Annotated in this window: 16 protein-coding genes; 9 read left to right on the forward strand and 7 right to left on the reverse strand. The window is 61.9% G+C overall.

The features are described 5' to 3' along the window. The first annotated feature begins 13 nt into the window (after positions 1 to 13). The 3 genes from C2846_RS03605 (at position 14) to C2846_RS03615 (ending at position 5,463) form a co-directional block, all read left to right on the forward strand. On the forward strand, positions 14 to 2,203 hold the full coding sequence (locus C2846_RS03605; protein WP_119700707.1) for a TRAP transporter permease: 2,190 nt from the start codon (positions 14 to 16) through the stop codon (positions 2,201 to 2,203). 90 nt (positions 2,204 to 2,293) lie between these two features. After that, positions 2,294 to 4,114, forward strand: a complete 1,821-nt coding sequence (locus tag C2846_RS03610) for a sensor histidine kinase (RefSeq protein ID WP_119700708.1) — start codon at positions 2,294 to 2,296, stop codon at positions 4,112 to 4,114. Beyond that, entirely contained in the window at positions 4,111 to 5,463 is a 1,353-nt protein-coding gene (locus C2846_RS03615) for a sigma-54-dependent transcriptional regulator (RefSeq protein WP_119700709.1), read from the forward strand. Before C2846_RS03610 ends, C2846_RS03615 begins: the two co-directional genes overlap by 4 nt. A 53-nt stretch (positions 5,464 to 5,516) precedes the next feature. Here the strand turns inward: C2846_RS03615 and C2846_RS03620 are convergent, their stop codons facing one another. The 3 genes from C2846_RS03620 to C2846_RS03630 all read right to left on the reverse strand — a co-directional run bounded on the left by C2846_RS03620 (position 5,517) and on the right by C2846_RS03630 (position 8,872). Further along, on the reverse strand, positions 5,517 to 6,311 hold the full coding sequence (locus tag C2846_RS03620; RefSeq protein ID WP_231705600.1) for an ABC transporter ATP-binding protein: 795 nt from the start codon (positions 6,309 to 6,311) through the stop codon (positions 5,517 to 5,519). A 100-nt stretch (positions 6,312 to 6,411) separates the two neighbouring features. Continuing rightward, positions 6,412 to 7,431 (reverse strand): ABC transporter permease, encoded by a 1,020-nt coding sequence (locus tag C2846_RS03625; RefSeq protein WP_119700710.1) that lies wholly within the window; start codon positions 7,429 to 7,431, stop codon positions 6,412 to 6,414. A gap of 46 nt (positions 7,432 to 7,477) precedes the next feature. Further along, positions 7,478 to 8,872 carry a CmpA/NrtA family ABC transporter substrate-binding protein gene (locus C2846_RS03630; protein ID WP_080049512.1) on the reverse strand — a complete coding sequence of 465 codons (1,395 nt, stop codon included), beginning with the start codon at positions 8,870 to 8,872 and terminating at the stop codon, positions 7,478 to 7,480. Between the two features lie 386 nt (positions 8,873 to 9,258). Between C2846_RS03630 and C2846_RS03635 the strand changes: the two genes are divergently transcribed. Continuing rightward, complete coding sequence (locus C2846_RS03635; protein ID WP_119700711.1) at positions 9,259 to 10,281, forward strand: adenosine deaminase; 1,023 nt, start codon at positions 9,259 to 9,261, stop codon at positions 10,279 to 10,281. A gap of 135 nt (positions 10,282 to 10,416) precedes the next feature. Further along, positions 10,417 to 12,003: a peptide chain release factor 3 gene (locus C2846_RS03640; protein WP_080049510.1), complete on the forward strand. Its 1,587-nt coding sequence runs from the start codon at positions 10,417 to 10,419 to the stop codon at positions 12,001 to 12,003. Positions 12,004 to 12,049: 46 nt separating this feature from the next. Here C2846_RS03640 and C2846_RS03645 read toward each other — a convergent pair whose 3' ends face one another. Next, positions 12,050 to 13,270 (reverse strand): alginate export family protein, encoded by a 1,221-nt coding sequence (locus tag C2846_RS03645; protein WP_119700712.1) that lies wholly within the window; start codon positions 13,268 to 13,270, stop codon positions 12,050 to 12,052. A 360-nt stretch (positions 13,271 to 13,630) separates the two neighbouring features. Here C2846_RS03645 and C2846_RS03650 point away from each other — a divergent pair, with 360 nt between their 5' ends. From C2846_RS03650 to C2846_RS03660, 3 genes are read left to right on the forward strand one after another with little or no spacing between them, the layout of a single operon-like run. After that, positions 13,631 to 14,431 (forward strand): TatD family hydrolase, encoded by an 801-nt coding sequence (locus C2846_RS03650; RefSeq protein WP_119700844.1) that lies wholly within the window; start codon positions 13,631 to 13,633, stop codon positions 14,429 to 14,431. A gap of 49 nt (positions 14,432 to 14,480) precedes the next feature. Next, positions 14,481 to 14,945: a hypothetical protein gene (locus C2846_RS03655; RefSeq protein ID WP_080049508.1), complete on the forward strand. Its 465-nt coding sequence runs from the start codon at positions 14,481 to 14,483 to the stop codon at positions 14,943 to 14,945. Between the two features lie 36 nt (positions 14,946 to 14,981). Further along, positions 14,982 to 15,812 (forward strand): SDR family oxidoreductase, encoded by an 831-nt coding sequence (locus C2846_RS03660; RefSeq protein WP_119700713.1) that lies wholly within the window; start codon positions 14,982 to 14,984, stop codon positions 15,810 to 15,812. 20 nt (positions 15,813 to 15,832) lie between these two features. Here the strand turns inward: C2846_RS03660 and C2846_RS03665 are convergent, their stop codons facing one another. Beyond that, a complete protein-coding gene (locus C2846_RS03665; protein ID WP_119700714.1) occupies positions 15,833 to 16,852 on the reverse strand; it encodes a Leu/Phe/Val dehydrogenase in 1,020 nt (339 codons plus the stop codon). Positions 16,853 to 16,964: 112 nt separating this feature from the next. Here C2846_RS03665 and C2846_RS03670 point away from each other — a divergent pair, with 112 nt between their 5' ends. Next, positions 16,965 to 17,813: a TIM44-like domain-containing protein gene (locus C2846_RS03670; protein ID WP_119700715.1), complete on the forward strand. Its 849-nt coding sequence runs from the start codon at positions 16,965 to 16,967 to the stop codon at positions 17,811 to 17,813. A 45-nt stretch (positions 17,814 to 17,858) separates the two neighbouring features. On the opposite strand, the gene C2846_RS03675 is transcribed toward C2846_RS03670, so the two are convergent. Next, positions 17,859 to 18,413 carry a response regulator transcription factor gene (locus C2846_RS03675; RefSeq protein ID WP_080049504.1) on the reverse strand — a complete coding sequence of 185 codons (555 nt, stop codon included), beginning with the start codon at positions 18,411 to 18,413 and terminating at the stop codon, positions 17,859 to 17,861. Next, entirely contained in the window at positions 18,410 to 19,681 is a 1,272-nt protein-coding gene (locus C2846_RS03680) for an ATP-binding protein (protein WP_119700716.1), read from the reverse strand. The genes C2846_RS03675 and C2846_RS03680 overlap by 4 nt, the downstream gene beginning before the upstream one ends. Between the last annotated feature and the right edge of the window lie 171 nt (positions 19,682 to 19,852).

The raw sequence follows: 19,852 nt of genomic DNA on the forward strand, positions 1-19,852 counted from the left end.
TTGCAGGTGTCCCATGACCCAGTCCACCACTGCCCATACCCCTGAAGATCCACGCCTGAGCGAACGGCCGCCAGCCCCGGTGCTGGTTGAAGGCGTCGACGACGAGCCGGTCGAAGGCAATCGCCGGATGTTTCACGGCTGGCTGCTGCGCGCGGTTGCGCTGCTGGCTATCGCCTATTCGGCGTTCCATCTCTATGTCCTGAATATCGCGCCGATGGAAACCTGGAGTTTCCGTATCATCCACGTGGCCGGTGCCCTGATCCTCGGCTTTCTGCTGTTCTCCGGCAGCCGCTTCAGTGACAGCCCAGCGCGGCGCCAGCGCTGGCTGGACGCCGCCGCACTGCTGGCCCTGCTGCCGGCGCTGTACGCGTTGTGGCAAAGTTTCGCCATGTACCTGCTGCTGCAGGACGGCGCCATGCGGGTGCCGGTCGAGATCGAGGTCTGGCATTACGGTTGGCCGCTGCTGGCCGCCAGCGCCGTGGGCATCGTGCTCGGCTGGCTGCAATGCCAGCGCCGCAGCCGCTTCAGCCTGCCGGATCTGGTGTTGATCGTCTGCGCCCTGGCCAGCGCCGGCTATTTTCTGGTGGTGTTCAACTCGCCGATGCGTATGAGTACCGGCACGCCATTTGCTCCGGTTGGCATGACCTTCGCCGCCGTGGCCGGCACCGCGCTGATCATGGAACTGACCCGCCGGGTCGCCGGCCTGGCCCTGGTGATCATTGCCCTGCTGTTCGTTGGCTATGTGTTTGCCGGCCCACACCTGCCGAGCTTTCTTGGCTATCCGGGCCTGAGCCTGCAGCGCTTCTTCAGCCAGGTCTATACCGACATCGGCGTGCTTGGCCCGACCACAGCGGTCTCCTCGACCTACATCATCCTGTTCATCATCTTCGCCGCCTTCCTGCAGGCCTCCAAGGTCGGTGATTACTTCGTCAACTTCGCCTTCGCGGTCGCCGGACGTTCGCGCGGCGGGCCGGCCAAGGTCTCGATCTTCGCCTCCGGTCTGATGGGCATGATCAACGGCACCAGCGCCGGCAATGTGGTGTCCACCGGCTCGCTGACCATCCCGCTGATGAAGAAGGTTGGCTACAACAAAAAGACCGCTGGCGCGGTCGAAGCGGCAGCTTCCACCGGGGGGCAGATCATGCCGCCGATCATGGGTGCCGGGGCCTTCATCATGGCCGAGATCACCGGTATTCCCTATACCGAGATCGCCATTGCGGCGGTGATTCCGGCGATCCTGTATTTCGCCTCGGTGTACTTCATGGTTGATCTGGAGGCAGCCAAGACCGGCATGCGCGGCATGCGCAAGGACGAGTTGCCAGTGCTGTCCAAACTGCTGCGCCAGGTGTATCTGTTCGTGCCGATCCTGATTCTGATCGTGGCGCTGTTTCTCGGCTACTCGGTGATCCGCGCCGGTACCCTGGCCACGGTCGCGGCGGCGGTCGTCAGTTGGCTGTCACCGAACAAGATGGGGCTGCGCGGCATTCTGCGAGCATTGGAGCTGGCCGGCATCATGTCGATCCAGATCATCGTGGTCTGCGCCTGTGCCGGGGTGATCGTCGGCGTCATCGCCCTGACCGGGGTCGGTGCGCGGTTCTCCTCGCTGCTGCTGGGCCTGGCCGATGCCAGCCAGTTGCTGGCGCTGGTGTTCGCCATGCTGATCTCAATCATTCTCGGCATGGGCATGCCAACCACTGCCGCCTATGCGGTAGCTGCATCGGTGGTGGCGCCGGGGCTGATCCAGCTCGGTATCGACCCGCTGACCGCGCACTTCTTCGTGTTCTACTTCGCGGTGGTCTCGGCCATTACCCCGCCGGTGGCTCTGGCATCGTTCGCCGCCGCCGGGATTTCCGGAGCCAATCCGATGCAGACCTCGATGGCTTCGTTCAAGATTGGCCTGGCGGCCTTCATCGTACCGTTCATGTTCTTCTACAACGGCGCCCTGCTGATGAACGCCAGCTATCTGGCGATTGCCCAGGCGCTGGTCACCGCCAGCATCGGTGTCTACCTGCTGTCGGCCGGCGTCCAGGCCTGGTTCCTGCGTCAGGCGGCCAACTGGCCGGTGCGCGCGCTGCTGATCGGCGCCGCCTTCCTGATGATCGCCGGCGGACTGGTCACCGATCTGCTGGGAATAGGCACCGCCATTGCTGCCTTTGTGCTGCAGCGCCAGTTCAGCCGCCCGGCACCATTACCGCAGGCCTGAACCCGAGCACCCGCCGGCCCTGCGTCGGCGGGTTGTTCCCACCCTCCCGGACCGCTACTCTGAGGTCCATACCCCTTTGGCAACACAACCATGAACTACCGCATCTGGCTACCCCTGAGCATCCTGCTAAGCAGCCTGCTGGCCTGGCAGCTCGGCGGGCTGTTCGGCTACCGGCAACTGGAACGGGAAAGCCGCGAGGATGCCTTCCGCTACGGTCAGTTGCTCGGCAACGAGATCAAACGCTATGAACCGATCGTCGCTCTGGCGGCTCAGCATCCACTGCTGGCTGAAACCCTGCGTCGTCCAGACGATGCGCCGCTGATCCTCGAGGCCAACCTGATCATGCAACTGATGGCGACCATCGTCGCCAGTTCCGATGTGTATCTGCTCGACCCGCAAGGTCTGGTGATCGCCGCCAGCAATTACCAGCAGCAAGACAGTTTCATTGCCCAGGATCTCAGTTACCGGCCCTATTTCATCGACGCCCTGGCCCAGCACCAGGGCCAGTTCTATTTTGCCTTGGGCACCACCTCGGCCGTGCGCGGGTTGTATTTCGCCTATCCGATCCTGGCGGACCAGCAGGCGATCGGGGTGATCGCCATGAAAGTCCAGGTCGATGAACTGGAAGCCCAGTGGCGCCGCCCTTCGGCCAGCCCGGCCACAGAGATGCTGGTACTCGACAACTACGGCATCAGCTTTCTGGCCAGCCGCCCCGAATGGCTGTATCAGGCCTTCGAGCCACTGACCAAGGCCCAACGCGAGCGACTGGCCAGTGAGCGCCGTTACGCTGACCAACCACTGCCAGTGCTGCCACTGCGCCGGCTTGGTCAGCCGCTGGGCAGCACAGCGCTGAGTGAGCGACTGCAAATCGACGAAAACGGCAGCTGGCGCGAGTATCTGCGGGTACGTCATGAGGTGGCCGAGCAGGGCTGGAGCCTGAATGTACTGGTTGAGACAACACCGGTACGCTGGGTGCGGCTGCGCTTTGTGCTAGGTGCGCTGGTGCTGCTGACCGGCGTGCTGAGCATCGGCCTGTACCTGCGCGAGCGCTACCGGCGTGAAGCCGAACTGGCCGAACGTGGCGTGCAGCTGGAGCAACGGGTTGCCGAGCGAACCGCTGATCTCAAGACCAGCAACCAGCAGTTGCGCGCTGAAATTGCCGAACGCCAGCGTGCTGAACACGAGCTCAAGGCCACCCAGCAGGAGCTGATCCAGGCCGCCAAGCTGGCGGTATTGGGGCAGATGTCGGCGGGCCTCAATCACGAACTCAATCAGCCGCTGACCGCCCTGCAAGGCTACGCCAGCAACAGCCGGCGGTTCCTGCAACGTGGCGATACGGCGATGGTCGAAGCCAACCTGGGCGAAATCCTTGCCCTGTGCGAGAAAATGGCCGAGCTGATTCGCCAGTTCAAGGTGTTCGCCCGCAAGTCAGAAGGGCTGCCGAGTCAGGTCGACCTGCGCCTACCAATCGACGCTGCACTGAAGTTGCTGTTCAGCCGCAATGACGGTGCGACGCCCGAGATTCACTGGCAGCGCCCAGAACAACCGGTGATGGTACACGGTGACCTGATCCGCATCGAACAGGTCATGGTCAATCTGCTGAGCAACGCCGTGCAGGCAGTGGATGGCAGTGCCCAACCACGCATCGACATCGATCTGCACCTGTATGATGACCAGGTCGAATGCCGGGTACGCGACAACGGCCCGGGCCTGCCGGCCAATAGCGAGCAGGTGTTCGAGCCGTTCTTCACCACCAAGCCGCTGAAACAGGGGCTGGGGTTGGGACTGTCAATCTCGCGGCAGATCTCCGAGGCGCTCGGTGGTAGTCTGATTGGCCAGAACCGCGCCGATGGTGGTGCCGAATTCATCATGTCCCTGCGCCGACGCCAGGCCAACGAGAACCCAGCATGAGTGAAACCCGGGTCATTTTCATCGACGACGATGCCGCCATTCGCCAGGTCATGGCCCAGACCCTGGCCCTGGAGGAACTGCCGGTCGAGTGTTTTGCCGACGGCGCTGCGGCGCTGACACACCTGGATGCCAACTTTCCCGGTGTAGTGCTGTGTGACTATCACATGCCCGGCATGGATGGTCTGGCGGTGCTGCAGGCGCTGAAACGGATCGACGACAGCATTCCGCTGATAATCCTCACCGGCCAGGGCGACATCAGCACAGCGGTGGCGGCCATGCGCGAAGGCGCTTACGACTTCATCGAGAAGCCGTTCCACCAGGACGGCCTGCTGGAAATCCTCAAACGCGCGCTGGAAAAGCGCCAACTGGCGCTTGAGAACCGCCAGCTCAAGCAGCAACTGCGCAGCCTGGCAATGCCTGGCCCGCGCCTGCGCGGCGACTCACCCGCCATGCGCCGGGTGCTGGCAATGATCGATCCGCTGCTCGATACCAACGCCGACATTCTCCTGCGCGGCGAAACCGGCTCCGGCAAGGATGCCCTGGCTCGCTATATCCACGAGAACAGTCCACGTCGCGAACACAACTTCGTCGCCATCAACTGCGGTGCAATTCCGGAGAACCTGATCGAGAGCGAACTGTTCGGCCATGAGGCTGGCGCCTTTACCGGCGCCGAAGGCAAACGCATCGGCAAGTTCGAACACGCCCACCAGGGCACCCTGTTTCTCGACGAGCTGGAAAGCATGCCGCTGGCGTTGCAGGTCAAGCTGTTGCGGGTGTTGGAGGAACGCAAGGTCGAACGCCTGGGCAGCAACCAGTTGCAAACGGTCGATGTGCGGGTAATCGCCGCCACCAAGAGCGATCTCAAGCAACTCAGTGATGCCGGCGAATTTCGGGCCGACCTTTACTACCGGCTCAACGTGGTACAAATCGACATTCCGCCGCTGCGCGCACGCAAGGAAGATATCCCACTGCTGTTTCACCACTTCGCCCTGATCGCCGCTGCCCGCTACGACCGCGACAGCGTGCCACTGGATACGGCCCAGGCTGCCCGGCTGATGCAGCACGACTGGCCCGGCAACGTCCGCGAGCTGCGCAATCTGGCCGAGCGCTACGTACTGATGGGACCACTGGCGCTGGAGCCGGGCGACGCCAGCTTCAGCGATGAACTGCCGGCCGGCCAGAGTCTGGCCGAGCTGATGGACGGCTACGAGCGCTCACTGCTGATCACCACCCTGCAGGCCTGCCAGGGCAGCCTCAAGGCCACCATGCTGCGCCTGGGTATCGCCCGCAAGACCCTGTACGAGAAGATGAAGCGCCACGGTCTGGACAAGGCCCAGTTCCGCGACTAAGACCGAAGGCCCAGCCCGGCCGCAGCAGGGCACGGGCACTCGACCTGTTACCCTCAATGTTCATCTGGCCGGCGCTGACGCTCGTAGAGAAAGCGCAGCACTTCGGAGCGGTACTGGTTGTAGCGGGCATCGCTGGCCAGCGCCAGACGATCACGCGGGCGCTCCAGGTCGATACTCAAGACCTCACCGACCTTGGCCGCCGGGCCATTGGTCATCATCACGATCTTGTCCGACAACAGCACAGCTTCGTCGACGTCGTGGGTCACCATCAGCACGGTGTTGTTCAGCTCAGCCTGGATCGCCATCACCGAGTCCTGCAGATGAGCACGGGTCAGCGCGTCGAGCGCGCCGAACGGCTCATCCATCAGCAGCACTGTAGGCTCCATCGCCAACGCCCGGGCAATCCCGACCCGCTGCTTCATGCCCCCGGAGATTTCCGCCGGGTATTTGTGCATCGCATGGTCCATGTGCACCAGCTTAAGGTTGTGCTCGATCCATTCGCGCATTTCCTTGCGGCTCTTGCGTCCCTTGAAGATCGCCTTCACCGCCAGCTCGACATTCTGGTAGCAGGTCAGCCAGGGCAACAAAGCGTGGTTCTGGAACACCACCGCCCGGTCCGGCCCCGGCTGGGTCACTTCCCGCCCTTCCAGAATGGCGCCACCCTCGGTAGCCTGCAGCAGGCCGGCGACGATGTTCAGTACGGTCGATTTGCCGCAGCCGGAGTGGCCGATGATCGATACGTACTCGCCCTTGGCGATTTTCAGGTTGACCCGGTCCAGCGCGCGGAAGCTGCCGCCGCGTACCGGGAAGTCGATGGATACTCCGCTCAGGTCAAGGAAGGAGCGGATTGTCGCTGGCTCGGTCTGGGCCGCCTGCTGCGGCTCGCTGACAAGATCCTTGATAGCGTGAAGGACTGACATGTTGTGCTCTCCTGTACTCATTCGCTACTCATTGGGCCGCGGTTTTGTCGTGGGACAGGCATTTCTGCAGAGTGACCATCAGCCAGTCGAGCAGAAAGCCGATGATGCCAATCGCCAGCACCGCCACCATGATCCGCCCCAGCGAGTTGGAGCTGCCGTTCTGGAACTCGTCCCAGATGAACTTGCCCAGGCCTGGGTTCTGCGCCAGCATTTCGGCGGCGATCAGGACCATCCAGCCGATCCCCAGCGAAATCCGCAGACCGGTGAACATCATCGGCAGGGCCGCGGGAATGGCGATCTTGAAAATCCGGGTGACCAACGGCAGGCGGATCACCCGGCCGACATTGATCCAATCGCGATCGATAGAAGCCACCGCCACCGCCGTGTTAATCAGCGTCGGCCATAGCGAGCAGAGCATCACGGTGATCGCCGAGGTGACGAACGCGCGCTGGAACCAGGGGTCGTCAGAGACATACACGGCGCTGACCACCATGGTCACAATCGGCAGCCAGGCCAATGGCGACACTGGTTTAAGCACCTGTACCAGCGGGCTGATCGCCCCATACAAACGCGGACTCAGACCACAGGCTACGCCAATCGGGATCGCCACCAGACTGGCCAGGACGAAACCGGCGAAGACGGTCTTCAGACTGGTGAAAATCTGATCGACAAAGGTCGGCTTGCCGGTGTAGCTGCGCCAGCGCACTTCAGCGTTGGGGTCGGCTTCCAGTAGCCGGGCGTTGCGTTCGACCTGACGCTCGAGAAAGGCCCGCTCACGCCCGCGCTCGGCCTGATGCTCGGCATACAGGTTGCCGGCCTGCTCCCAGACCTGAACGGGGCCAGGCAAGTCGCCCAGGCTGGTCTTGACCTGGGCCGCCAGCGCCGACCACAGCAGCAGGAAGATTGCGATCGCCAGCAGCGGCAGACCGACCCGGTTGAACAGCTCACCGAGCTGTTCGCGCAGGTTCTCGCCGCGCACCAGGCGCACCACCGGCACCATCCAGGTGAAGCCGGTCATTTCAAGGTAGTGAATCAGTCGATTGGTCATGTTCATGCACCTCAGCCCGGCCCCGCAGCCGCGGGGCCAAGGCGTTTCAGAGTTTCTGCTCGCCCTTGAGTCCGATCGTCAGGCTGTTGAGGTAGTCGTTGGGGGTTCGGCCATCGAACACCACACCGTCGATAAACTCGCTCTGCGGCGCCCGCATGCCGTCTTCCGTGGCGAAGTCGGGGAACACCGAGGCCGGCAGCTTGCCTTCGGCGATCAACGCCTCGGCGGCCTGGCGGTAGACTTCCGGGCGATAGACTTTCTTGGCCATGTCCAGATACCAGCTGTCAGGCTTGTGCTCGGGGATCTGGCCCCAACGGCGCATCTGGGTCAGGAACCAGATGGCATCGGAGTAATAGGGATAGGTCGCGTGGTGACGGAAGAACACGTTGAAGTCCGGCACCTCGCGCTTATCACCCTTCTCGTATTCGAAGGTGCCGGTCATCGAGTTGGCGATTACCGCCTCGTCCGCGCCGACATAGTGCGGCTGGGCCAGGATCTTCACCGCCTCGGCGCGGTTGGCGTTATTGTCGGCATCCAACCAGTGGGCGGCCCGGATCAGCGCCTTGACCACGGCAATGTGGGTGTTGGGATGCTGTTCGGCCCAGCTGTTGCTGACCCCGAACACCTTCTCCGGGTTGTTGCGCCAGATCTCGTAGTTGGTGATCACCGGCACCCCGATGCCCATGAACACCGCTTGCTGGTTCCACGGCTCACCAACGCAGTAGCCATGAATAGTGCCGGCCTGAAGCGTGGCCGGCATCTGCGGCGGCGGGGTAACCGAGAGCAGCACCTCGGCATCCAGCTGGCCGGAAGTATCACCTTTGTGCGGGGCGTAATAGCCGGGATGAATACCGCCAGCAGCCAGCCAATAACGCAGCTCGTAGTTGTGGGTCGAGACCGGGAACACCATGCCCATCTGGAAGCGCTGCCCGCGATCGCGGAAACCCTCGACTACCGGCTTGAGGTAGTCAGCCTTGATCGGATGTACCGGCTTGCCGTTCTCGTGCGGAATATGCGGTTTCATCGCCTCCCAGACTTCGTTGGAAACAGTGATCGCATTACCGTTGAGATCCATGGAAAAGGCGGTAACCACATGGGCCTCGGTACCAAACCCAATGGTTGCTCCAATCGGCTGGCCGGCCAGCATGTGCGCACCGTCCAGTTCGCCATCGATCACCCGGTCGAGCAACACCTTCCAGTTGGCCTGGGCCTCAAGGGTGACGAACAGCCCTTCATCCTCGAAATAACCGCGCTCGTAGGCAATCGCCAGCGGTGCCATATCGGTCAGTTTGATAAAGCCGAACTTCAGATCTTCTTTCTCCAGCGGCCCGGCAGCCTGAGCCAGTGCGCTGCTCAACAGTCCAACCCCCAGCAGCGCTGTCGCCAGTCGCCGGCCAATGGTCGCTAACCCCGGGTGTGCCCGATTACCTGCATGTGACATGGAATAGCTCCTCGATAAAGTGTTGGTTCGCCGATCAGGACGCAGGCCGGACTCCTCGATGCAGGCACAAAAAAAGGCGTCCACGTTCACAACCCTGTTCACGGTCGTGTCGGTGGACGCCTTTGCCCTGAGATCAAATTGTCAGGCCGGCCGCCTCATCTGCATGCCTTGCCCCTGTCCCGAATAAAGCAATGGCTGTACCAACTTTTATCAACTCACTGAAATTCATAGATAAAAACAGTCTTTGGAACCGGCGCCAAGGGCACCCATGCCTGCTGGCGGTGCGCATCAACGTTCTGACGCACTGTGCTTGTGCAAGGTCTGATCAGGCCGGCCAAGGTGGTATCATGGATCGCCTGATCAACCGCGCAGTCCAAGGAATACCCATGCCCCACTCTCTCCTGTCACTGGCCGAACGCATGCCCAAGGCCGAACTGCACCTGCATATCGAGGGCAGTCTGGAGCCTGAACTGGTGTTCCAACTGGCCGAGCGCAACCAGGTCAAACTGGCCTATGCCGATATCGACAGCCTGCGCGCAGCCTATGCGTTCAGCAATCTGCAGGACTTTCTCGATGTCTATTACGCTGGCATGTCGGTACTGCTGACCGAGCAGGATTTCTTCGACCTGACCTGGGCCTATTTGACCCGCGTGCAACAAGACAACGTGGTGCACGTGGAGATTTTCTTCGACCCGCAGGCGCACCTGGAGCGTGGCGTCGGTCTGGACGTGCAGATTGGTGGCATCCGTCGGGCCCTGGAACAGGGCAAGCGCGAACTGGGCATCAGCTTCCGGTTGATCCTGTCGTTCCTGCGTCATCTGAGCGAAGACAGCGCCCTCGAAACTCTGGAACTGGCCCAGCCGTTCGCTGAGCAGATCGACGGCTTTGGCCTCGACTCCTCCGAACGCGGGCATCCGCCGAGCAAATTCGCCCGGGTGTTCGCCCGCTGCCAGCAACTGGGTTACAAGATCACCGTGCACGCCGGTGAAGAAGGCCCGCCCGAGTATGTCTGGGAGGCGCTGGACCTGCTCAAGGTTGATCGCATCGACCACGGCAACCGAGCACTGGAAGATGACGCGCTGGTACGCCGGCTGGCCGCCGATGGCCTGACCCTGACCGTCTGCCCGCTCTCCAATCTCAAGCTGTGTGTGGTCGACGACCTGCGCCAGCACCCGATCCTGCGCATGCTCGATCTGGGCCTGAAGGCCACGGTCAACTCCGACGACCCTGCCTACTTCGGCGGTTACATCGGCGACAACTACCGGGCCCTGATCGAACACCTGTCGCTGACCCGCGAACAGCTGTACCAGCTCGCACGCAACGCCTTCGAGGGCGCCTGGCTCGATGAGCCAAGCAAACAGCGCCACCTGCAACGCCTGGAGCAGGTGTTCGCTGAGACGGGCAATTGACCGGCGGGCAGCGATACCCTTTGTCTTGACCACGACAATCGGCCACAATACGCGCCGATTGTCCTTTACCTCCGCCTGGAGCCGGCTGGCGCTGATGTGCCGTGGCTCCCTGCCTCAGCACGAACCGAACAGCACATGTCCAACGCCATCGCCAAAGAAGTCGCCAAGCGCCGTACCTTCGCCATCATCTCGCACCCGGATGCGGGTAAAACCACCATCACCGAACGGCTGCTGCTGATGGGCCAGGCGATCAACGTCGCCGGTACGGTCAAGGCGCGCAAATCCGACCGCCATGCCACTTCCGACTGGATGGCGATGGAGAAGCAGCGCGGTATATCGGTCAGCACCTCGGTGATGCAGTTCCCCTACCGCGAGTGCATGATCAACCTGCTCGACACCCCCGGTCACGAGGACTTTTCGGAAGACACCTACCGTACCCTGACTGCGGTCGACTCGGCGTTGATGGTGCTCGACGGCGGTAAAGGGGTCGAGCCACGGACCATCGCCCTGATGGAAGTCTGCCGACTGCGCGACACCCCGATCGTCAGCTTCGTCAACAAGCTCGACCGCGATATCCGCGACCCTATCGAACTGCTCGACGAGATCGAGGCGGTACTCAACATCAAGGCCGCACCGATCACCTGGCCAATCGGCTGCTACAGGGATTTCAAGGGTGTCTATCACCTGCAGGGCGACTACATCATCGTCTACCAGCCTGGCCACGGCCATGAGCGTACCGAGCAGCAGCGGATTCAGGGGTTGGACTCGGCCGAGGCTCGCGACTATCTGGGCGATGACTACGACAACTTCGTTGAAGAACTGGAGCTGGTGCAGGGCGCCTGCCACAGTTTCGAGCCCGAGGCCTTTCTCAAGGGCGAGATGACCCCGGTATTCTTCGGTACCGCACTGGGCAACTTCGGTGTCGATCAGGTGCTGGACGCGGTTGTCGACTGGGCGCCGGCGCCGCTGCCGCGGCCGGCCAACGAGCGCCAGGTGGAAGCCACCGAGGCCCCGTTCACCGGCTTTATCTTCAAGATCCAGGCCAACATGGATCCCAAGCACCGCGACCGGATTGCCTTCATGCGCATCTGTTCCGGCCACTACGAAAAGGGCATGAAGCTGCACCAGGTACGCACCGGTAAGGATGTCCGGATTGCCGACGCCCTGACCTTCTTCGCGGCCGAGCGCGAGCATCTTGAAGAGGCCTGGGCCGGCGATATCATCGGCCTGCACAACCACGGCACCATCCAGATCGGCGACACCTTCACCGAGGGTGAAAAGCTCGGTTTCACCGGCATCCCGCACTTCGCCCCGGAGCTGTTCCGCCGGGTACGGCTGAAAGACCCGCTGAAATCCAAGCAGTTGCGTCAGGGGCTGCAGGAACTGGCCGAGGAAGGTGCGACCCAGGTGTTCTTCCCCGAGCGCAACAACGACATCATTCTCGGCGCGGTCGGGGTTCTGCAGTTCGATGTGGTCGCCAGCCGGCTGAAGGAAGAGTACAAGGTCGAGTGTCTGTACGAGCCGATCAACGTCTGGTCAGCACGCTGGATCGAGTCGGACGACAAGAAGAAACTTGAGGAGTTTCGCAACAAGGCGGTTGAGAACCTGGCAGTCGATGGCGGCGGTCACCTGACCTACCTGGCCCCGACCCGGGTCAACCTGAGTCTGACCGAAGAGCGCTGGCCAGACATCCGCTTCCGTGCTACCCGCGAGCATCACTGAGGCCGCAGGCAACGCTGACCCCATGGGGTCAGCGTCAGCCCGGTTCCTAGAACGCCACCTGCCCCATCAACCAGAACTTCTCGGTATCGACAAAGAAGTCATCCGCCGAATAGCGCGCATACTTGGCGGTCAGATTAACCTTGCCGATGGCCTTGCTCGCCTGCAGGTTGACCTCGCTGCCGTAGTCGATGCTGCCACGATCGGACTTGAAGTCATGATAGGCGGCCATCAGCCCCACGCCGTAGACTGACCCGCCCAGTTTCACATGGCGGTCGCGCAGGCCGTTGGCCGGTGTGACCAGGAACACGTCCGCCCAGCCATTGAAGGCGTGGGCAGTGGCCAGCGGGGTGCTGAAGGCACTGTCCTTGACGCCCAGGACCTCATAACCGGCCCGTCCAGTGATCCCGGCATACTGCAACCCCAGCTCGGCAAACTTGTAGCGGGCATTGACACCCTGACTGTCCTGATAGTCATCCTGACGCGCCCACTCCAGGGTATAGAGCAGCTTGCTGCTCTCGGCGAGCTGGTAGCCACCGGAGAAACGCAGGCCCTTGGTAGCGCTGGAACTGGCCGGCGTATCCTGATCTTCCAGGAAATAACCGTAGGCGGTCAGGGTGCCCAGCCCAAACCCGCTGTAGGAAGCATTGAGCAGGTGGGACTTCATGTCGATCTCACCACGCGGCGAGTCCTTGCCGAAGATCCGGTGCACCTTGTCGAGATAGGCGTAGGACAGCGTGGTGTCGGGCAGCGAACGGTTGACCACGGTAAAGGCATCGAAGGTCTGCTCGTTCTGGCGCCAGCCAACATTGCCAATGAACCGGGCATTGTCATAGATAATCCGCTGGCGACCATACTTGAACAGCGTATCGCTCAGCCCGGCATAGCTGAGAAAGGCCTGATTAACCTCGGTGCCCTTGGGGTCAGCAACCACCGGGTACTGGGTCTTGGCGCTCGGACGCAGGCTCGCATCGTTGTAGCGCTGCTCACCCAGCACACTGACATTATCGAACTCGACAAAGGCTCCCAGCCCCTGCCAGGTGCCGGTGGCGTAGTTGAGCCGGGTACGCAAAGTCGAGGCATGGGCGTTACGATCAAAATTGTCCTGATCGACCCGCTCATAGCGATAGCGCAGATCCAGCCCGGCCTTGCCCTCGGTCAGCGCCTCCCACAGCGACGGACTGTCAGCGTGAGCTGCCGAACTGGCACCGGCCAGCAGCACGGCCAGGCTCAAGAGGGTTTTGCGTGGTGTTTGAAAATGGATGCTCATCGTGGTTTCTCCCCCAGGTGATGGCAAAAAACGCGCACAAAAAAAAGCGTCCACCCAATTGCTTCCCGAAGGAGCAGTTGTGTGGACGCCTTTGCCCAGAAATATTGGTTTGGCCAGAAGCATCGCCGCTGGCCGCTGCTGCCGCAGCAAAGCCCGTGCCAGTAACAATAACGTCATGTTTTTCAAGCCGAAGTCTTCCTGGCTTAATCGAACTCAAGGGCCGGAGCGCTCCGCCAGCGCGCAGTGCGGGCAGTCCGGCACCCGTTCTGGTGCACTGCGATGATCAACAAGCCTGATGAGCTTCACCTTGATGGGCATCAAAATCTTGCAGTCACCACCCACAGGCGCGAAGCTACCCCCATGAACTACATCGACACTCACACTCATCTGGACTTCCCCGACTTCGATCCGGATCGCGAGCAGGTGCTGGCCGATAGCCGGCGCCTGGGGGTGCGGCGCTTGCTGGTGATGGGGGTCTATCGCGACAACTGGGAGCGCTTGTGGACGCTGGTGCAAGCGCACCCGCAGCTATATGCCGCCTTCGGCCTGCATCCGATCTATCTGGAGCAGCACCGCCCCGAGCATCTGAAGGAGCTGCGTACCTGGCTGGAGCGCCTGAGCGGGCACCCCAAGTGTTGCGCCGTCGGTGAAATCGGGCTCGACTACTTCATCAGCGAGCTGGACCGCGAGCGCCAGCAAGAGCTGTTCGAAGCCCAACTGCAACTGGCCGCCGAGTTCGAGTTACCGGTACTGCTGCATGTGCGCCGGGCCCATGCCGCGACCATCGCTACTCTCAAGCGCTGGCGACTCAAGCGTGCCGGCATCATCCACGCCTTTGCCGGCAGCCGCGAGGAAGCGCGTGAATATATCAAGCTTGGCTTCAAGCTCGGCCTGGGCGGCGCCGCTACCTGGCCCCAGGCCCAGCGGCTGCGCCGGGTCGTTGCCGAATTACCGCGCGAGGCGCTGGTACTGGAGACCGATGCCCCGGACATGGCTCCCAGCTTTCAGGCCCATCAACGCAACAGCCCGCAGTGGCTGCCCGAAATCGCCCGACAGTTGGCTGAACTGCGCGGCGAATCAGCAGAAGAGTTCGCCAACGCCTGCCTGCATAACAGTTGTGAATTATTCGGCTGGCCGGCCACGCCAATGCCCTCAGGCTAAAGCTCTGGTAGAGTCTGGAGATGAGGAAAACTGAGTTGGGAGGACACCTATGATCCTGGGGATTGCCCTGTTACTGATCTGGCTGATTTTGCTGATCCGTTTTCCCCGTGTCATGGTCCCGGCCAGCGGCGTACTGGTGGCCCTGGCTCTGCTGCTGGCGGCTGGAGTCGGACTCAAGCAGTGGTTCGACGGTCGTAGCGCAGCGCAACTGGAGATTCGCATTGAGTACCTGCCCGAGGCCTGCGATTTTGGCCGTCCGCTACAGGTGCACATCGAAAACCGGGGCGAGCGCACCGCCAGCAGAATCAGTTGGCAACTGCTGGCAACTCAGCCGGGCTACAGCAGCAACCTACTGGATGTTGCAGTGACCGCGACCAGTTACCAGATCGACCAGCCGCTGGCCTCCGGGGAAAGCTGGCAGCGCTGCTATGCGGTCCCGCGGCTGCGCAGCGGCTATCGCGCACCCGATCTGGAGTACCGCGCTGACCGAGTCCGCGCCGAATTCCGACGTTAATCTACAAATTACACCAAGAACAATAAGGAAAACCGTATGAGCCAACCCGTTGCATTGATCACCGGCTGCTCCACCGGCATTGGCCAGGCCCTGGCCAATGTCTGCCTCGATGAAGGCTATCAGGTCTGGGCCACCGCTCGCCGCCCGGAAACTCTGGCGCCACTGGTCGAGCGCGGCGCGATTGCCGTCGAACTTGATGTCAATGACGCCAGCCAGATTAACGCCTGCGCCGAACGCCTGCGCCAGCAGGCCGGACGTCTGGACCTGCTGATCAACAATGCCGGTTATGGTGCCATGGGGCCGGTTCTGGATGCCGACCGCGACACCTTGCTCAAGCAGTTCGATACCAATGTCTTCGCCCCGATCCAGTTGGTACGGGCCACTGCCGACCTACTGCGCGAGGCCAAGGGCCTGATCGTTAACATCGGCAGCGTCTCAGGGGTAACCACCACCCCGTTCTCTGGGGTCTACTGTGCGTCCAAGGCCGCGCTGCATGCGCTGTCTGACGCCCTGCGCCTGGAACTGCACCCGTTCGGTATCAAGGTGTTGACCGTGCAGCCAGGGGCGATCGCCTCGGACTTCGGCAATAACGCCACTGCTGCCATCACCATGGACGAAAGCTCCTGGTTCAAACCCTGGGAGAAGGCCGTGCAGGCACGGGCCAAGGCTTCGCAGAAGTCGACCTCGACCTCGGCGCTGGATTTCTCCCGAGAACTGATGAGCTATATCAAGAATCCGCTGCGCCCGGAAGTCGCGCTGATCGGCACCAGCAGCCGCAGCATGGTCCGGATGAAGCGCTGGCTACCAACCTCGATTCTCGACAAACAGTTGCGCAAGCGCTTCGGCCTGGACAACAGTGCCAGCTGAGCCGTGAGGCGTTCAGACCCTCAACCGTAGAGAATTCCCTCCGCCTGCCGGTCAGCAATCTCAGCCGGCGAGCGGCCCTCGGCCTGGCTCTGGGCAAAGATACTGTCGAGCCTATCGCCAATCTGGCGGATGCGCAGCGCGATTTCCCCCTTGCTCATGCCTTTGTGGGTGAGCGCCACATACAGCAGTCCACCGGCATTGATCACATAATCCGGGGTATACAGGATACCCCGGGCGTCCAGCAGATCGGCGGCATCGGCATCGGCGAGCTGATTGTTGGCAGCGCCGGCCACAGCGGCACAGCGCAACTGGCCGATACTCATGGCATTGAGCACCCCACCCAGACCACAGGGAGTAAAAATATCGCAAGGGGCTTCAAAAACTGCATCCAGCGCCACCGGCTGGGCGCCCAGTTCGTCCACCACCAGGCGAACCTTGCCAGCATCCAGATCGGCGACCAGCAACTCCACCCCTTCGGCAACCAGTAGCTCAGCCAGCGCATGGCCGACATTACCCAGCCCCTGAAGCATAATGCGCACACCATTGAGGTCATCCTGGCCAAGCCGGGCCCGGGCTGCGGCACGAATGCCAGCCAACACCCCGAGCGCAGTCTGCGGCGAAGGATCGCCGGCCCTGGTGGTGCTGGTGACATGCTGGGTTTGCTGAGCAATGCAGTCCATGTCGGCCGGACTGGTGCCACTGTCGACGGCGGTGATATAGCCCCCGCGCAAGGACTCGATGCAACGACCGAAGGCCTCGAACAGTGCGGCGCGATCCTCGACATGCGGCGGGCGGATGATCACCGACTTGCCACCACCTTGCTCCAGCCCCGCCAGTGCGGCCTTGTAACTCATACCCCGAGCCAACCGCATGGCGTCAGCCACGGCCTCGTCCAGGCTGGCATAGGGCTGGTAGCGACAGCCCCCCAGCGCCGGGCCAAGGCGGGTATTGTGAATCGCAATGATGGCCTCCAGGCCAGTCGCTGCATCGGTGAAGAAGTGCAGGGCTTCCATTCGTTCCGATCGCATGGCTGCAAACATGAGGTGCTCTCCTGCTTTTCCGAGATGCCTGAAATAACCATACACACTAATTCTGGTCATTGCCCACTTCGGTTTGGCAAACTTGCCGCGCCTGACTCTGGAGAATAATGACATGCGCTGGTTACTGCCCTTTTTCACCGTACTGCTGATGGTTGGCGTCAGCATTCCCGATGCCGAAGCCCGTCGCCTGGGAGGCGGCAAGAGCTTCGGCAATGCGCCGGCCCATCAAAGCCAGCCGGCCCAGCGCCAACAGGCGCCGCGCGAGCAACAGGCCGCGCCCCGGCAGCAGTCCGGCGCACCCGCCGCCAGCGGTGCCAGCCGCTGGCTCGGCCCACTGGCCGGCATCGCCGCTGGTGGTTTGCTGGCCGCCATGCTGTTTGGTGACGGCTTCAACGGCATTCAGCTGTTCGACATTCTGATTCTCGGCCTGATCGCCTTCATGCTGTTCAAACTGTTCAGCCGCCGCGCTCAGCCGGCGTTGCAGCCACAGGCCGCCGGAGCCAGCCCTGGCGCGATGTTTCGCCAACCAGCAAACGCCTTTGGACCGGCGACCGGTTCGGATACCGTTGCTCCTGGCACACTGCATGCCGCACCGGCCTGGTTCGATGCCCAGAGTTTTTTGCAAGGCGCCGAAGAGCACTTCTACACTCTGCAGCGGCACTGGCGCGACAATGACGTAGCCGGGATGGCCGAGTACATGAGCCCGGAACTGCTGCAAGCGCTGATCCAAGCCCGGGCCGAACAGCCACCGACCGCCAATGGCTTCGTCGAGCAGCTCAGCGTACGCCTGGACGGCGTTGAACAGCGGGATGGTCGGACCCTGGTGACCGTGAGCTTCAACGGTCTGGATCGCGACAGCGTGGAAGACAGCGGCCAGTGGTTTGATGAAAGCTGGGGACTGGAGCGGATCGACGGCGACGGCCAGCCGTGGATCATTGTCGGGATTCGTCAGAACCGCTGATACCGAGCCGGAGGCTGGGGTTATGCTCCAGCCTCCAATAGGCGCTTAACGTCTTACCGGACGCTTCTGCAACTTACGCTGCAACGTCCGCCGGTGCATGCCCAAGGCCCGGGCGGTGGCGGAAATATTGCCTTCGTGCTCGGCCAAAACCCGCTGAATGTGTTCCCATTGCAACCTATCCACCGACATCGGGTGCTCAGGCACCAGAGTTTCCGGGTCAGCCTGTTCGGACAGCAGCGCAGTCAGCACATCATCGGCATCGGCCGGTTTGCACAGATAGTGGGTCGCCCCGCGCTTGATCGCCTCGACAGCAGTGGCGATGCTGGAATAGCCGGTTAGGATCACCACTTTCAATTCCGGATAAAGATCCAGCAGCCGGGGCAGCAAAACCAGCCCCGAATCGCCTTCCATCTTAAGGTCAAGCACGGCATAGTCAGGCCGGTTGGCCTGAGCCAGCTGCATCGCCTCTTCGGCATTGGCCGCTGTCTCGACCCGCAACCCACGCCGGATCAGGGCCCGTGCCATGACCCGGGTAAAGGTCGGGTCATCATCGACCAGTAACAGCAACGGCTGTTCGTCCAACTCAAGCGTTTCGCTCATGATTTCACCTCGGTTGCTATCGGCAGCAGCACTTCGGTCAGGGTACCACCGCCTTCCTGATTGAACAGCCGTACGCTGCCACCAATTCGCTCCACGGCGGCCAGGCTGAGAAACAGTCCCAGACCAAATCCTTTCTTGCCTTTGGTAGTGAGAAACGCGGTTCCCAACTGTTCGGCAATATCCAGCGGTACTCCAGGGCCGTGGTCACGGATGTGCAAACATACCCGCTGCGGGTCCCAGTCCAAGGTGATTTCAATCCCTTCGGCGCAGGCATCGGCAGCGTTATTGAGCAGGTTGAGCACTGCCTGGCCCAGCTCCGGGCTGGCCTGCACCTGCGGCGCCGAGCTGGTCGGCACCGGCAGCCATTGCCAAGAGGCTTCCGGGCGCATCAACTGCCAGCGCGTCAGCAGATTGCGCAACCACTGGTCGACCGGCTCCAGACGTTGCGGCTGGCGGCGATTGTCTTCAGCACTGCGGACCATATGTTGCAGGCTGTCCTTGCACAGTTTCACCTGCTCCTGAAGCAGGGCCAGGTCTTCCCGGGTCTGCGGATCACGGCAATCACTGTGCATGTCCTTGAGCAGAACACTCATGGTCGACAGCGGCGTCGACAGCTCATGCGCAGCCCCGGCGGCGACGCTGGCGATCCCCAGTAACTGGGCGTCGCGCATGCTCTGTTCGCGGCGCTCGGCCAGGCGCTCGGCATGCTGACGCAGAGCGTCGGCCATGCGTACCACGAACAAACTGATCAGCCCGGCGCTCATGGCGAAGTTGAGCCACATGCCGATCACGTGCAAATTGACCAACCCAGCCATGACCGGCAGCTCGAAGGCTTCCAGCGGCTTGTACCAGACCAGCAGTACGCTGTAGGCGGTCACCGCCACACAGGCCAGAAATCCGGTATAAAACCAGGGCAAGGTGGCCGCAGCGATGGTCAGCGGCACCAGATAGTAGGAGACGAAGGGATTAGTCGGCCCACCCGAGTAGTACAGCAGAATGCTATGAATCATCATGTCGAACAGCAGTTGCAGGCTGTATTCGAAGTCGGTCACAGGCCAGCGCTGTGACAGCCGCAACAAGGTCAGGATGCTGACCAGACTGGACACTCCCAGAGTTACCAGCAGCGCCGTCCAGGGCAGCGGAAACCAGCCGCTGACATAGGCGCCGGCCACCGACAGGCTTTGCGCCAACAGCACCAGCAGACGAATCAAGATCAACCGCCAGAGATTCTGCCGGGAAGGTGAAAGCGCCAGGGCGTTGGGACTCATGAGAAACCGCTGTGACACAGAAGGACTCCAGTATAGAGTTGATCCAATGCAGACTTGTGCGACACAGAGTCGCATAAAGCAAGCCCACAGCGTACCTGCAAAGTCGTCAAAAACGGGCGGTCACGGAACCTGAGGCCTGCGCACCAGTCTGAGCCATGACCACTGAACAAG

This window comes from Pseudomonas jilinensis (assembly GCF_003586265.1).
Taxonomy (GTDB): Bacteria; Pseudomonadota; Gammaproteobacteria; order Pseudomonadales; family Pseudomonadaceae; genus Halopseudomonas; species Halopseudomonas phragmitis.

Coding starts and splice junctions, on each gene's coding strand:
- C2846_RS03605 (WP_119700707.1), top strand. CDS start 14: ATGACCCAGTCCACCACTGCCCATACCCCTGAAGATCCACGCCTGAGC.
- C2846_RS03610 (WP_119700708.1), top strand. CDS start 2,294: ATGAACTACCGCATCTGGCTACCCCTGAGCATCCTGCTAAGCAGCCTG.
- C2846_RS03615 (WP_119700709.1), top strand. CDS start 4,111: ATGAGTGAAACCCGGGTCATTTTCATCGACGACGATGCCGCCATTCGC.
- C2846_RS03625 (WP_119700710.1), bottom strand. CDS start 7,431: ATGACCAATCGACTGATTCACTACCTTGAAATGACCGGCTTCACCTGG.
- C2846_RS03630 (WP_080049512.1), bottom strand. CDS start 8,872: ATGTCACATGCAGGTAATCGGGCACACCCGGGGTTAGCGACCATTGGC.
- C2846_RS03635 (WP_119700711.1), top strand. CDS start 9,259: ATGCCCCACTCTCTCCTGTCACTGGCCGAACGCATGCCCAAGGCCGAA.
- C2846_RS03640 (WP_080049510.1), top strand. CDS start 10,417: ATGTCCAACGCCATCGCCAAAGAAGTCGCCAAGCGCCGTACCTTCGCC.
- C2846_RS03645 (WP_119700712.1), bottom strand. CDS start 13,270: ATGAGCATCCATTTTCAAACACCACGCAAAACCCTCTTGAGCCTGGCC.
- C2846_RS03650 (WP_119700844.1), top strand. CDS start 13,631: ATGAACTACATCGACACTCACACTCATCTGGACTTCCCCGACTTCGAT.
- C2846_RS03655 (WP_080049508.1), top strand. CDS start 14,481: ATGATCCTGGGGATTGCCCTGTTACTGATCTGGCTGATTTTGCTGATC.
- C2846_RS03660 (WP_119700713.1), top strand. CDS start 14,982: ATGAGCCAACCCGTTGCATTGATCACCGGCTGCTCCACCGGCATTGGC.
- C2846_RS03665 (WP_119700714.1), bottom strand. CDS start 16,852: ATGTTTGCAGCCATGCGATCGGAACGAATGGAAGCCCTGCACTTCTTC.
- C2846_RS03670 (WP_119700715.1), top strand. CDS start 16,965: ATGCGCTGGTTACTGCCCTTTTTCACCGTACTGCTGATGGTTGGCGTC.
- C2846_RS03675 (WP_080049504.1), bottom strand. CDS start 18,413: ATGAGCGAAACGCTTGAGTTGGACGAACAGCCGTTGCTGTTACTGGTC.
- C2846_RS03680 (WP_119700716.1), bottom strand. CDS start 19,681: ATGAGTCCCAACGCCCTGGCGCTTTCACCTTCCCGGCAGAATCTCTGG.